Source organism: Bacillus coreaensis (genome assembly GCF_050586445.1).
Classification (GTDB): domain Bacteria; phylum Bacillota; class Bacilli; order Bacillales; family Cytobacillaceae; genus Robertmurraya_A; species Robertmurraya_A coreaensis.
Map to the genome: position 1 here is coordinate 271,389 of NZ_JBOCCY010000003.1, position 13,889 is coordinate 285,277.

A 13,889-nucleotide genomic window follows, 5' to 3' on the forward strand; every position below is an offset into this window, starting at 1 on the left:
CATTCTCCTTTAATAAAAACAATTCTTAATTAGTATTTCGATAGACGAAACGAAAAATCCTTCAAAAAAAATCATGGGGATTTTTCATAATATTGGTAGAAAAAGTATGGTGTTAGTAGTATAATGGTGTAAAATTACACAAAAAGGAGGATATGACAATGAACTCCACTACAAAGGAGCAAAGGAAACAGATCTTTCGAGAAGAGCTTTATTTGTTAAAACAAGAGCAACTTATTTCTCATGCTATCTATAACAAGGTAATCGAGGAATACGAACACTATTACTATATAAGTATCCCTAATGAAACGTTAAAAGAAAAAGTGACGACACCTGTTAAAACAGTGGTTGCCAAATCAGAGAAAAAGAAAACGGTAAGGGAAAAGAAGAAGAAAACGCCCGAGCAATTACGTGAAAGAAATATCACTTGGTTGCTTAACTTAGGGGTCATTCTGCTATTGATTGGTGGTTTATATGTGGCGACTAGCAACTGGGAGACCATGTCTAGTTGGATGAAGGCTAGTGCCATCGGTCTGGTTGCTTGCTTATTCTACGGAATGGCTTATATATCTAAAAGAATTCTTCATATCACCCAAACAGCATTTGCTTTTACCGTCTTAGGAAGCCTATTTTTACCCATTTTCCTGTTATCTCTTGGCTGGTTTCAGCTATTAGGCTCTTATTTCTCTTTTACAGGAGAGGGAAGATACTTTCTAGGCATGCTAAGTGGCTACATACTTGTACCAGTTTATCTCTTTTTAGCTAAAAAGATTTCTTCTCGTTTATTTGTTTGGTTTGCAGGAATTGCTGCTACAATTGGTACTGCATTTTTTCTCACGGCACTTCCTATCCAAAGAGATGGTTTTTATTTCGGAATGATGTTGTACCATGGGGGCTTGTTAGTCTTCCATTTTTATATGAAAAAGAAACCCTCTCTTACATGGTTTACAAAAGAGGTTCTTCCATTTTTCCAAGCTAGCTTAGTAATGACGACGGCTTTTATGCTCATTCTATTTGATAACCCTGTCTTCTATGGAATGAACATCTTACTCACTGCCGTCTTATATTTATCAATGGTATTTGTGACTGGCCACAAAAACTATCATTTAGTTTTTACCTTATTTTTGGTTTATGGAGTGTATCAGATTGTCGAGAACTCTATCCTTCTAACAGTTGGACCAATCATGTATGCATTGGTAGGGTCGTTTCTACTAGGCATACCTCTATTTTTACAAGGAGGAGTGGATTGGAACAAAATCTTCTCGATGACAAGTTCGGTGGTATCACTTATTGCATTTGTGTACATATCCGCCAAATCCTTCCTCGTCAACTTAGGAGATCCAAGACTGGTGATGATGATTTCTTATTTGATTCTTGCAGGTAATTTTTATTACTTAGCTCTTTCTGAAAAAAAGCATTGGTTTACGTATGTAACTTCTAGTTTTTTAGTTGCGGCTTTATTTGAATTAATGATGCTTGTAAATAAGGTTGCCCTGTTTGATTCCGTTCTCCCATTGTTTTTTATCGGGTTCTTCCTCTTCGGTGTTTTTGGTGTTACGGTACCGTCGCTCATTCGCCAAAGCTCTAGAGATGTGGGGTTGGGTGTCATGCTTTTACCGCTTCTTCCGTCATGGCTGATGTATGACTGGTGGGAAACAGGGGTGATGTTTGGGTTATTAGCTCTATGCTTGATCCTTGGCAAAAAAGTGGAGGAACGCTCGTTTTATCAGGAAATAACTACTTGGGTCATTCCTATTTGTTATGGGTTAAGTACGGCTGCCTTCTTAGAGGAAGGTAAGGAATGGTTCCACTGGAGTAAGGAAGCCGTGGGTCCTGCCCTAAATTTTATCGCAGGAAGCGTACTTCTTCTCTTGATCGAGAAGACAAAGAAGCCGGCCTTTTTTGTATCACAAGCCTTCTACTTGATAGGAATTCTTTATTCATTTAGTTTGCCAGTTAATGATTATATCAGAGTTTTTATTCTCTCTGGTGGAATCGCTGTTTCGTACCTGCTTTATCAACAGACAAAGCAAAAGGCCCTCACGTATTACGTGACTCTTTGCTCTCTCATTACCTATATTTCTCTTATCTATGCGATTCATGAAAGTCCTCGCTTTCCTTTATGGCTAGAAGAGGAACAATGGGTGTTCGGTGGAGCGATTTTAATCGTCGTAAGCTATGTAATTCGAAGATATGACTTGGAACTGTCTACTAGTTTCTTATACACAGCTCATGTATATTTACCAGTAGCCTTGCTACTAACATTCTTTGCCTTTAATAGTGATGGCATTTGGAGCTTTGCGATTGCTACTTCGCTGTATGGCGTGAGTGTTAAGCTCGTTAGCAAAGAATGGTTACTAAAAACGCTCCTTTACGGCTGTTATGTAAGTTTATTTGTTGCTGTCAGTCTATTTCTTACTGAATTGGACTCGACCGAGTATTCCTTTTTCGTGACAAGTATCTCTATAGCGATATGGTGGGGAATTAGCACCAAAGAATGGAAGGAGAGGACAACCCTTTTTCTTGTGCCATTTTCAATTATCGGAATGCTCTCCATGCTAACATCGTATCCTTTTGGAGAATATACGTATATTTGTCTGATGCTTTATGGGATAGGGCTATTGTTCCTTATACACCATCAAAAATGGGATTTCCTCGTTTTACTCCCATTGATTGTCATGCTAGCAGGCAGCATTCAACTTTCTTATGTTTCAACCTTACTCGTTCCAGAGAGTACAATGGTACTTTTTGCGGGTCAGGGCTTGTGTTCCTTTTTTGTAGGTAGAAAGCTTTATAAAGGACTATTCGTGTCAAATGCTAAACTTCCATTTCTCTATTGTGATGCCTATACAATTACAGCTTTTCTGTACGTTTTATTTCTGTATACCTTGGAAACAGAAGGGATATTTTTGAGGATCTTGCCTGGTATCCTTATATGTATGTTTTTATGGATGCAGCAAAGGCGGGTTAGTCCAAAGCTAGATTGGATACCAAAATTTTTAGCGGGCGGCTATTTACTCGATCCTTACTATCAAGTGCTTGACCAACTTACGATCCCTGTTTTGTTCGAGAGAGAGTTATATGTCTTACCATTCATCCTACTTGGAGTTTATCTGGGGCGATGTTTGAAGGGGACATATTCCCTGCTAATTCAGAGAATTCAATGGGGAATACTGATCGGAGTCGCTTTATTACTTGTTCAAGATGGATTACAAAGCAATACCGTGTATGATGCGATTATCGTTGGAACCCTTTCACTTCTTTCGATTTTGGCTGGAACGATACTTCGTATCAAATCGTATTTCTTTGTAGGCTCTGGTGTCCTGTTACTTAATGTCTTCTTGCAAACAAGACCATATTGGGGAAATCTCCCATGGTGGGCATACTTGCTACTAGCCGGATCCCTGTTAATCTCTGTGGCTAGCTATAACGAATGGAATAAACAAAAGCGCTCAAAAGGGGAGACACCAAAGCTAGAAGAAATCAGAAGGAAGGTTCTGTTGCGACTAAAGACGTGGAAATAAAAATTGTAATGTTTGTTTTTTCTACTAGAGTAGTGATATGATATAAACTGATTTTACATAAGAAGGAGATGTTCTCACAATGGCTAAAAAAGGATATATAGCAATGGAGAATGGGGAAAAAGTAGAATTTGACTTATTCCCGAACGAAGCACCTGTTACAGTTGAAAACTTTGAAAAATTAGCAAACGAAGGTTTCTACGATGGAGTTACTTTCCACCGTGTTATCCCTGGTTTCGTAAGTCAAGGGGGAGACCCAACTGGAACAGGAGCAGGCGGCCCTGGTTATTCTATCAAATGTGAAACAGTAGGAAACCCTCACAAACATGAGGAAGGCAGCCTTTCTATGGCACACGCTGGAAAAGATACAGGCGGAAGCCAATTCTTTATCGTTCACGAGCCACAACCACACTTAAACGGAGTTCACACTGTATTCGGTAAAGTAACTTCAGGAATTAGTGCTGTTAAAGCGATGAGAAACGGTGACACAATGAAAGAAGTTCGCGTATTCGACGCTGAATAATACAAAAGAAGAGTCCATATGGGCTCTTTTTTGTTGCCCAAGCCACACACCGCTCTAATGAATGAACCACAATCCTCTTTCATATATTGGTACAAGCGTGCAAAAGGGAGGGGACGACCATTCGATTTTTAAAGAATTTTAAAGATTTTGCAACAAGGGGGACGGTCGTTGAGATGGCGATTGGGGTCATCGTTGGAACAGCGTTTGTTAAAATGGTGGACTCGTTCGTGAAGGATATTATTACGCCGCCGCTTGGCCTTATTTTAGGGAGAGTCAACTTCACAAACATGTACTTTTCCCTGACAGGACAAACATACACGACTTTAGCTGAAGCGAAAGAAGCAGGGGCGATTACGATTAACTATGGCGTATTTATTGGTACCATTATTGATTTTGCCATTATTTCATTTGCAACTTATTTTGTCCTTTTACAGATAGGGCGTTTAAAAAAAGTGCCTGTTGTTAGCATCCCGGTAAAGGAATGTCCATTCTGTTTGTCAAATATTCCTGCAAAGGCTGTACGGTGCCCACAATGTACCTCGCAACTTACGATCGGTGGGGAAGATGAGGTTGGGGAACAAGATAATAATACCCGAGTAAAAATTCATTTTCGACAAAATAAAAAGCGCTTGAGCTAGCTATTCTCAAGTGCTTTTCCAACGTTACCATAGTAATTCATAAAGGCGGCTATTAAATACATTCGTATCAATCGGACATTGTGATGCATCGCGGCCATATTGCCAGCCCCACACATTGGCCTTACATGACGGCTTTTTCGGACGAAAGTTAGGAGCGCTTCTTGCTCTGGTCGGACCAGGTTCAGGCTCTGCGCTCCACAAAATGAGCTGGTTGGCCACTTTATTATCTTTAGCAATAGCGGCACAATACGCTTTATTAAATTCTCCATGAACCGGATCATGGTATAGGCCAGCTTTGTAGCCACTCGGGTACAACGCGTCGACAAAGCCTCTAATCCATTCTTCATCTACTTTAAAAAACTTCTCAATATTGCCAAATACCACTTTGCCCTTTGGGATACTTAGTCGTCTTGCATGATAAATGGCATTTTGTGCGACAACTTTTCCTTCCCGGTATCCAACCGCTTCACTAAAATTACTTAATATCGGTAACAGCTTAATGCCTCTATTACGAATAAAACGTACTTCTTCTCTCGTGAGCCCAGCTACTTTTCCAGGAATGGGTGCTAAATATCTTCCCCAATAGGATGGTTTCCCAAATCCCTTTTCCACACAACTATACAGGTCCTCCGTTACTTCTGCAGCAGAGTCTACTCCCCAATAATAAGCCAATGGCCATTCTCCCTTCAACTTATGTTAACTTTAGATTATATCGGGAGAATCTTGTCCTCATTCCAAAAAAAGCGTGATTACCTAAGATGATTCCAAGTAATCACGCGATTTTTATTTATGAGCTTGGCACTAATAATATAACGCTCTGGTGCATTGCCTAAAAAATAGAAGGGGTAACAGGTTGTCAACGTCAAAGTTGCACTAGGCTTTGGCGTCATTACCGTATGATCGTCCGCTTTTACAATACGAATGCGAAAGATTTTATAGGTGAAAGTTCCTTCTGTTGTTGCAACGACCAGTTCATCGTCTTCTTTCAGATGACGCAAGCCTCTAAATACGGTGTCTCGATGACCTGAAAGAATCGTATGATTTTCTTCACCGGGCAAAGCACTTCGAATATAATGACCGACTCCTGTTCGCAATACTTCTTTTCCAGTACCTTCATAAATAGGAAACACTTTCTCTAATCGAGGAATGTACAGTTCACCAAATTTCTCACCGATAGATGGTTTCACTTCATACACTGGCCACTGTTTGTCAGAATGTTCTTCTGTAAATTTTACAGAAGAAGATGGCTCTATTTTAACCTGTTGGACGGAAGAGATTCCTTGTAAATAGTAATACGTGTTGACAGCAATAAGACTAACCCCTAAAAGGAGAAAGCCTACTGCCTGCATTTTTATCTTCATGTATTATTTTATTGTGGAGATCGTTTTCTTTCGTATCAAGAAAAGACCAAGGCCAGAGAAAGCTAGAATGAGACCAAGAATGATTCCCGTTCCATAAAAACTTGCTGTTTCAGGAAGTTGTGCCACTAGTTCCCCAACATCTGCAACCTTTTCAAAAGCACTCAAAACGAAATCTCCTGAAAGCATGGCGTTTGTTAGCTCAACATCCGCTAGCAACTCACCACTTGAACTATGCAATTGTACAAAGAGAGCGTCACTTGTAAATTCATTCGCCTGTAATAGCTGTTCATACGATATACCCGTTTGCGCTCCTGTTGAATCGACTAAATAAAAGGAAGGAACTAACTGCATAGCGTCCATCATCTTCGCAAACAGGGAAGAGAGCTCTTCTTTTTCATCATCTGTAAACTCTGAGTCAGAAGCCAACATTATTTCCTCAATTCTTGTATCGAAAGCTACCATTTGTTGCTGCATTTCATCCGAATCGATTTTCTCGAGGTGTGCAAACAATTGATCAGCTTCGCCCTCTGTGATGCCAATCGAAGCTAGAAATTCCTCGAGATCCTTTAATACAGAAAGGTGATTTAAATAAAAATCAACTGCATCTGCTAATTCTTGCTTGGACTCATGTTCCTCAACCGTTGTACCGTATTCAGCCAAAATCACATCCAGTTCTTCTCTGGATAAATCGTAGTCTGCTAATATTTCATTAAGCTCCGTATCCGTCACAGCAGCATGGGCAATCGGAGTGCCCAATTGCAAAAAAATAAGACCGAAGAAGATAAGCGCACTTATTTTTTTCACTATACTAATCCTCCATTTCGAAAGTATCGATAATGGTATTGTTTGTAAATTTATGAAAAAACATACTCGATTTTCCTAATGAATGTTATTGTTTGCTAATATTGGAACAAAAAAAAGAGCACCTCGTAAAAAGAGGTACTCAAGTTTGTATTATTTGGCTGCCTTACGCGAAAGCTCGGATAAAAAGTCAGCCAACCATACAAGCAATAAATAACAAAGAATAATCAACGTAATGTCTGAATAATGGAAATAACTCATGCTAAGCTTAAACTGCTGACCAAGCCCTCCTGCACCAACAAAACCTACAACAATCGTTGTTCTCATAATCACTTCCCAACGATAAAGGATAAAGCTTAAAAATTTCGGAAGGACGGAGGGAAGGACACCATATAACAAGATTTGTGCGTGACTCGCTCCTGAAGAGGAAAGATGCCGAATAGGTCTTTCATCAAGATCTTCAATAACCTCAGCACATAGCTTTCCAAGTATACCAAAATTATGAAGGGCTAGTGCAACCGCACCCGGAAGGATACCTGGTTGAAAAATAAAAATAATCATCATGGCCCAAATCAGTTCTGGTACCGCTCTACTCAAAATATAGGAAGCTCGAATGAGAGAGAAAGATACCCAATGAAAGGGAGAACGACTCATCGTTAGCTTTCCATTTGCTACATTTCGTGCAGCAGGGACAACCGTGATTAGCATAACAATCGTGGCTATTCCTATAGCAATAATACTCATCATCAGCGTATCATAAGTCAACTGCAGGGTCAGAAGCCAGCTCTGAGCCGAAAAAAAGACAGGAGACTCTTCACCCATTCCAAGTAAGCTTAAGAAAAACTTTTTTGCATACTGACCATTTTCGTCTGTAAACAAAGTGAAAAAAGAGGCATGCTCGACTGCATACAAATATATCCAAGACCCCACCACTAATGCAATGGATATGAAAAATGATAGCAGAGAAAAGCTTGAGGAGCGTTTCGCTAGACGAGAACGCCATTGGCTGCTCCATCCGTCAATGACGATCACAATAGCCATTAAAAATAATACAAATGTCCACACTTCTTCGTAATTTAAATCATCCAATGAAAGCTGGATCTGGTACCCTAGTCCTCCTAAACCAACAAAGCTCATGACCGCAGAGGAACGAACCGCACATTCGAAACGGTACAGTGTATAAGAAATCATATTTGCTTTTACAAGCGGAAAATATCCATAAAATAACAGTTGCCACTTAGACGCACCTGTTGACTGTAAAGATTGAATCGGTTCATTTTTTACATCTGACAGCATATCAGCGAAGATCCTCCCTAGAATTCCTCCATATGGAATCGCGATAGCCAAAATAGCTGAGTAAGGTGTTAAACCGAAAGCAGCTACAAACAACAACGCCCAAACTAGCTCATGAATAGCACGAAGGAAACCAAGAAACCCTCGGAAAAAGCTTTTACTCAAAGGCTTCTTAGAGCTTTGTAATACACCTGAAGCCAGAACCCCAAAAACAACAGCAATAACGATGGCAATTGTCATTCCAGCCACTGCATAGGTAATCGTCACCCAAGCAGAATCAAGGGCGAGGAGAAGAATGTCAGGAGAAAGATCAGGGTGTACCATCGCTTCAATAATTTGGAGGAAGGTTGCACCTCCACCCGGATGAAGAAGCGGCTCCTTCCAATCAATCACACGTAAGCTCCATAAAAATACTAGAACTAAAATAAGAGTGAGAAGGTTTTTTTGTTGAAATCTAAGACTCTGTTTCATTCGCTCGTCTCCCTCAATTTGTATAACTCTTTGAGGTGACCTTCCGTTAATTGGTCAACAGGAAGATCGAAAACCATTCCACCTTGTCTTAGACCAATGACTCTAGTAAAGTACTTTTTTGCATAATCAACTGAATGAAGGCTCGTAATCAGTGTCTGTTTTTCTTCTTGAACAAGCTTTGTTAATATGTCTAACACATCTTCCGCTCGAGCAGGATCGAGAGAGGCAACTGGTTCATCTGCTAGGATAATTTCAGGCTGTTGCACGAGCAATCTGGCTAATGCCACACGCTGCTGCTCACCACCAGACAATGAAGCGGTTCGCTCAAACATTTTGTGACCCAATCCTACTCGTGAAAGTGCATGTTCGGCCATTTCCTTCTCTTGAGGAATCACTAACGAAAGAACAGATTTGAATAAACTCCAGTCCGCTAGTTTCCCAGCTAACACGTTATGTACGACAGGGAGAGCATTCACTAAATCAAACTGCTGACGAATAACACCAATCTTTTTGGCACGTACTTTGCGATTACGATAAAAGGAGGGAGGTTGCCCATCAATCATGATGGTTCCCGTTCCACTGATATTTGACAAAGACAGCACATTTAAGAGCGTGCTTTTTCCCGCACCGCTCGGGCCAATTAAGGCAATTCGTTCACCCTTTTTAATGAATAAAGAAAGGGAAGATAAGGCTATCTTCCCGTCAAAAGAGACTGATACATCTTTTAATTCGATGATGTTTTGACTGGTCTCCACATCTACACCTCTATTTAATAATACCGATTTGTTTTGCCACTTTTTCAATGGCTTCGTAGTTTTCATTTTTTGTTGTTATAAACTTATCCGTTTGGAAAAGATCCAAAATCGTTTGCTGTTCACTACCCATAGTAAGAAGGGCATCTGTTATTTTTTGCTTTACGTCGGAATCGTATCCTTCAAGCGTATTAATTGTCCAGTGATAATCGTAGTAGGCAGGGGTCGTATAAAATACATCCACTTTGTTCGTATCGACTTTTCCTTCTGCTACTGCTGCCTCCCAAACGGCTACGTTTAGAGCACCCGTTTGATAAGCACCTGACTCTACTAGCTTATAAGTTTTATCGTGAGAACCAGAGTAAGATGGTTTGCCGTTAAAATCTTGGTCGGCATCAATTCCTTCTTCCATTAAATAATAACGAGGCATTAAATGTCCAGAAGTGGAGCTTTCACTACCAAAAGTAAAGCTTTTTCCTTTTAAATCACTTAACGATGTTAATCCAAGTTCTTTTTGAGCAATAAAAACAGAGTGGAATTCTTCATCACGAGGTCTTTGAGCGATAGCTTCCGCGTCTGGAACGAGGCTTCTTGCTTGAACACCCGTTAAGCCACCAAACCAAGCCAGTTGGATTTCACCTCGTTCAAAGGCCGTTACTAGCGCTGCATAGTCTACGGATGGTACGTATTCAACCTCTAAACCAGTCTCATTAGAAAGATAGTCCGCCACTTCACCCATGCTACGACTTAAAACCGAAACATCTTGGTCTGGAATCGCACCAATTTTTAGGGTTTGTTTGGTTGTTTCTTCTTGCTCAGATGTCTCGTTCTCCTCCACACAACCGCTTAGAAGACCAAGTAGTATAACAAACGTCAAAAAAGTTACTAATCTTTTCATTTTAGTTCCCCCAAACCTTAGTAAATATTTATTTATTATGTAGAATAAAAATCCTTATTAATACATTTTCCTCACGTTATTTAAGTAATCATAAAAAACCTCATTTTCTAATCATACTAAAATTTAAAGTTTTACACTACTGATTTATTGTAATAGGAATACTTTATCAATTTCGAGAATGTAATTCATATGAAATTTGTCCACGCACTATGCACAACGTAAGAAAATATGCTAAAGTAAAAACTATAAAAACCTTTATATTTCAACGTTTAAAATACATAACAACTGTCTTTTTACAGTGGACAGTTGTTTATTTTGAAACAACATTGCAAGGGGGATGAATGGTATGCCAAGTAAGAAATTAGCGAAGTTTTTAACTGAAAATCTCGAAGATTTAAAGGGGAAGGGTCTTTATAACGTCATCGACCCACTAGAAAGCGCAAACGGTCCAATGATTACAATTAACGGAAAAGAGCTTGTGAATCTTTCCTCCAATAACTATCTGGGACTTGCAACCGATTCTCGTCTAAAAGAAGCAGCAATAGAAGCCATTGAAAAGTTTGGAGTAGGTGCGGGTGCTGTACGAACAATCAATGGAACGTTAAAGCTTCACTTAGAACTTGAGGAGAAATTAGCTCAATTTAAGCAAACAGAAGCTGCCATTGCCTACCAATCAGGCTTTAATTGTAATATGGCTGCTATCTCAGGAATTATGGATAAAAATGATGCTATTCTTTCTGATGAATTAAACCATGCCTCCATTATCGATGGCTGCCGCTTATCACGAGCAAAAATCATTCGTTACAATCATTCAGACATGGATGATCTTCGTGTAAAGGCAAAGGAAGCAACAGAGTCAGGACTCTACAATAAGGTAATGGTGATTACGGACGGGGTATTTTCCATGGATGGTGACATTGCCAAGCTTCCTGAAATCGTTCAAATTGCAGAAGAGTTTGATTTAATTACGTACGTAGATGATGCGCACGGTTCCGGTGTACTTGGAAAAGGTGCGGGAACGGTTAAGCACTTCGGATTATCCGACAAAGTAGATCTACAAATCGGAACTTTATCAAAAGCCATTGGAGTGGTCGGGGGATATGTGGCAGGGAAGCAAGATTTAATTGACTGGTTGAAGGTTCGCAGTAGACCGTTTTTATTCTCCACCTCTTTAACTCCGGCCGATGTGGCTGCAAGTATTCGTGCCATCGAGTTATTAACGGAAAGCTCGGAACTGAACGAAAAGCTTTGGGATAATGCGAATTATTTAAAAGCAGGCCTTGTCAAATTAGGTTTTAATATCGGCGACAGTGAAACACCAATTACTCCATGCATCATTGGTGAGGAAGTAAAAACTCAGAAGTTTAGCAAGCGCCTTTATGAAGAGGGTGTGTACGCCAAATCGATTGTCTTCCCAACCGTACCAAGAGGGACTGGAAGGGTAAGAAATATGCCTTCCGCAGCTCATACAAAGGAGATACTAGATCAAGCACTTGTCATCTATGAAAGAGTTGGGAAAGAGCTAGGAATCATCTCAGAGGAAGCATAATCGGGAGGAAAAACATGAAACGCATTTTGATAACGGGGGCATTAGGGCAAATTGGGTCAGAGCTAACCGTTAAATTAAGAGAATTATACGGTGCTGACAATGTAGTGGCGACAGATATTCGTAAAAATGAAAGCGAAGCAGCTTTAAGTGGACCATTTGAAGTTGTGGATGTGACAGACGGAGCTAGAATGCTTGATGTTGCGAATAAGTACAAAACAGATACCGTTATTCATATGGCCGCACTTCTTTCAGCGACAGCAGAAGCAAATCCTGTGTTTGCTTGGAATTTAAATATGGGTGGGTTAATGAATGCTTTAGAAACAGCTCGCGAGACCAAAAGTCAGTTTTTCACTCCGAGCTCAATTGGAGCTTTCGGCCCAACGACTCCGAAAGTAAATACCCCTCAAGACACTATACACCGTCCAACCACGATGTACGGAGTAAATAAGGTCGCGGGTGAGCTGCTTTCTGATTATTATTATCATCGATACGGAGTTGATACGAGAGGTCTCCGTTTCCCTGGATTAATTTCCTACGTAACAGCACCGGGTGGAGGAACGACTGATTACGCAGTAGAAATTTATTACAAGGCTCTTAAATTTGGACAGTATACATCCTATATCAAAGAAGGAACGTACATGGATATGATGTACATGCCGGATGCTTTAACTGCTATTGTTGATTTAATGGAGGCGGATTCATCTCAACTTATCCATCGCAATTCCTTTAATGTGACCGCTATGAGCTTTGCACCAGAAGAAATTGCGGCTGAAATTAAAAAGCATATTCCACATTTCACGATGAAATACGATGTTGACCCCATTCGACAAGGGATTGCTGACAGTTGGCCGGATTCGATTGATTGTACCGCTGCTAAGGAAGAATGGGGATTTAAGGCAGAATATAATTTAGAGACGATGACCGTCGACATGCTGGATAAATTAAGAAAAAAAATGATCTAGTGCGGGGAAGGGGCTAACCATGCGGTTAACCCCTTTTTTATCTGTTTTTAGTGACTATTTTACATAAATAAGTTTGTCTTTCTTTTCAACTACTCGGCCAATAACGGTATATACGCTATCAATAGAAGTGTACTCCTCTGCTTCCTCCGAAGAGAGAGCAATTAAAAGTCCACCTGAAGTAATGGCATCGCAAAGGACCAGTTGTTGGTGTAACGTTATTTCACTGCTGTAATGAATATCCTTTTCAAGCCATTTGTGATTGGACTTAGAACCTCCAGGAACAATCCCTTGCTCAGCCAGCTCATATGTACCATTAAGAACTGGCACTCGCTCAAAATCAATTTCAAAACTAACATCACTTCCACGAGCTATCTCACTCGCATGACCAAGCAAGCCAAATCCTGTCACATCTGTTACGGCATGAGGAGTGAAATCCTTCAATCGTTCACAAGCCTGTTTGTTCAACTCCGCCATAAGCAGAGTTACCGTTTCCTCTTGTTCCTTTGTTACAACAGCCCGCTTAATTCCAGTAGTCATAATGCCAACACCAATCGGTTTCGTCAAGACAAGTACATCACCAGGCTTTGCACCAATGTTTTTCCAAATTTTATTTGGTTCAACGATTCCAGTTACTGAAAGCCCAAATTTAGGCTCTTGATCATCAATGGAGTGACCGCCAATCGTTAAGGCACCAGCCTCAACTACCTTATCACTCGCACCTTTTAAGATCTCAGATAAAATTTCGGGTCCCAGCTTTTTGACAGGGTAACCAACAATATTTAATGCCGTTTTCGGTGTCCCACCCATAGCGTAGACGTCACTCAATGCATTAGCTGCTGCAATTTGACCAAACATATATGGGTCATCAACAATTGGTGTAAAATAATCAATTGTTTGAATGATAGCTAAAGAATCAGTTAATTGGTACACCCCTGCATCGTCAGACGTTTCATGGCCCACTAATAGCTCCGGTGTTCTTTTTTGTTCAGGTAAAAGGCGCAAAACTTGCGCTAAGTCCTCAGGACCAATTTTACAGCCTCAACCAGCCTTTGTAGAAAGGGAAGTTAGTCGTACTTTTTCTAACTCGCTCATGATTACTCACCTCCAAAAAATAGTATACAAC

At 40.3% G+C, this 13,889-nt stretch carries 12 protein-coding genes; 5 read left to right on the forward strand and 7 right to left on the reverse strand.

Annotation, left to right across the window (positions count from 1 at the left end):
• Positions 1-158: 158 nt before the first annotated feature.
• The 3 genes from ACQ5H4_RS07360 (at position 159) to mscL (ending at position 4,679) form a co-directional block, all read left to right on the forward strand.
• Positions 159-3,521 (forward strand): hypothetical protein, encoded by a 3,363-nt coding sequence (locus tag ACQ5H4_RS07360; protein WP_430774305.1) that lies wholly within the window; start codon positions 159-161, stop codon positions 3,519-3,521.
• Between the two features lie 79 nt (positions 3,522-3,600).
• On the forward strand, positions 3,601-4,041 hold the full coding sequence (locus tag ACQ5H4_RS07365; protein WP_430774306.1) for a peptidylprolyl isomerase: 441 nt from the start codon (positions 3,601-3,603) through the stop codon (positions 4,039-4,041).
• Between the two features lie 86 nt (positions 4,042-4,127).
• Positions 4,128-4,679: a large conductance mechanosensitive channel protein MscL gene (gene mscL, locus ACQ5H4_RS07370; protein ID WP_430774307.1), complete on the forward strand. Its 552-nt coding sequence runs from the start codon at positions 4,128-4,130 to the stop codon at positions 4,677-4,679.
• A gap of 24 nt (positions 4,680-4,703) precedes the next feature.
• On the opposite strand, the gene ACQ5H4_RS07375 is transcribed toward mscL, so the two are convergent.
• The 6 genes from ACQ5H4_RS07375 to ACQ5H4_RS07400 all read right to left on the reverse strand — a co-directional run bounded on the left by ACQ5H4_RS07375 (position 4,704) and on the right by ACQ5H4_RS07400 (position 10,255).
• Positions 4,704-5,351: a glycoside hydrolase family 25 domain-containing protein gene (locus ACQ5H4_RS07375; protein ID WP_430774308.1), complete on the reverse strand. Its 648-nt coding sequence runs from the start codon at positions 5,349-5,351 to the stop codon at positions 4,704-4,706.
• A 77-nt stretch (positions 5,352-5,428) separates the two neighbouring features.
• Positions 5,429-6,028 (reverse strand): class D sortase, encoded by a 600-nt coding sequence (locus tag ACQ5H4_RS07380; protein WP_430774309.1) that lies wholly within the window; start codon positions 6,026-6,028, stop codon positions 5,429-5,431.
• Positions 6,029-6,043: 15 nt separating this feature from the next.
• Positions 6,044-6,844 carry a processed acidic surface protein gene (locus ACQ5H4_RS07385; RefSeq protein ID WP_430774310.1) on the reverse strand — a complete coding sequence of 267 codons (801 nt, stop codon included), beginning with the start codon at positions 6,842-6,844 and terminating at the stop codon, positions 6,044-6,046.
• Positions 6,845-6,994: 150 nt separating this feature from the next.
• On the reverse strand, positions 6,995-8,605 hold the full coding sequence (locus ACQ5H4_RS07390) for a PhnE/PtxC family ABC transporter permease (protein ID WP_430774311.1): 1,611 nt from the start codon (positions 8,603-8,605) through the stop codon (positions 6,995-6,997).
• Entirely contained in the window at positions 8,602-9,360 is a 759-nt protein-coding gene (locus ACQ5H4_RS07395; protein ID WP_430774312.1) for a phosphonate ABC transporter ATP-binding protein, read from the reverse strand. The genes ACQ5H4_RS07390 and ACQ5H4_RS07395 overlap by 4 nt, the downstream gene beginning before the upstream one ends.
• Before the next feature lie 10 nt (positions 9,361-9,370).
• Positions 9,371-10,255, reverse strand: a complete 885-nt coding sequence (locus tag ACQ5H4_RS07400; RefSeq protein WP_430774313.1) for a putative selenate ABC transporter substrate-binding protein — start codon at positions 10,253-10,255, stop codon at positions 9,371-9,373.
• A gap of 346 nt (positions 10,256-10,601) precedes the next feature.
• Between ACQ5H4_RS07400 and ACQ5H4_RS07405 the strand changes: the two genes are divergently transcribed.
• Together ACQ5H4_RS07405 and ACQ5H4_RS07410 are read left to right on the forward strand one after the other, a co-directional pair.
• Positions 10,602-11,804: a glycine C-acetyltransferase gene (locus tag ACQ5H4_RS07405; protein WP_430774314.1), complete on the forward strand. Its 1,203-nt coding sequence runs from the start codon at positions 10,602-10,604 to the stop codon at positions 11,802-11,804.
• 14 nt (positions 11,805-11,818) lie between these two features.
• Entirely contained in the window at positions 11,819-12,766 is a 948-nt protein-coding gene (locus ACQ5H4_RS07410; RefSeq protein WP_430774315.1) for an L-threonine 3-dehydrogenase, read from the forward strand.
• Positions 12,767-12,820: 54 nt separating this feature from the next.
• Here the strand turns inward: ACQ5H4_RS07410 and selD are convergent, their stop codons facing one another.
• Positions 12,821-13,858 carry a selenide, water dikinase SelD gene (gene selD, locus ACQ5H4_RS07415; RefSeq protein WP_430774316.1) on the reverse strand — a complete coding sequence of 346 codons (1,038 nt, stop codon included), beginning with the start codon at positions 13,856-13,858 and terminating at the stop codon, positions 12,821-12,823.
• Between the last annotated feature and the right edge of the window lie 31 nt (positions 13,859-13,889).

Bases quoted from the DNA above. Each gene is read 5' to 3' on its own strand.
- ACQ5H4_RS07380 (WP_430774309.1), bottom strand. From the start codon at position 6,028: ATGCAGGCAGTAGGCTTTCTCCTTTTAGGGGTTAGTCTTATTGCTGTC.
- ACQ5H4_RS07405 (WP_430774314.1), top strand. From the start codon at position 10,602: ATGCCAAGTAAGAAATTAGCGAAGTTTTTAACTGAAAATCTCGAAGAT.
- ACQ5H4_RS07365 (WP_430774306.1), top strand. From the start codon at position 3,601: ATGGCTAAAAAAGGATATATAGCAATGGAGAATGGGGAAAAAGTAGAA.
- ACQ5H4_RS07410 (WP_430774315.1), top strand. From the start codon at position 11,819: ATGAAACGCATTTTGATAACGGGGGCATTAGGGCAAATTGGGTCAGAG.
- ACQ5H4_RS07390 (WP_430774311.1), bottom strand. From the start codon at position 8,605: ATGAAACAGAGTCTTAGATTTCAACAAAAAAACCTTCTCACTCTTATT.
- ACQ5H4_RS07400 (WP_430774313.1), bottom strand. From the start codon at position 10,255: ATGAAAAGATTAGTAACTTTTTTGACGTTTGTTATACTACTTGGTCTT.
- ACQ5H4_RS07360 (WP_430774305.1), top strand. From the start codon at position 159: ATGAACTCCACTACAAAGGAGCAAAGGAAACAGATCTTTCGAGAAGAG.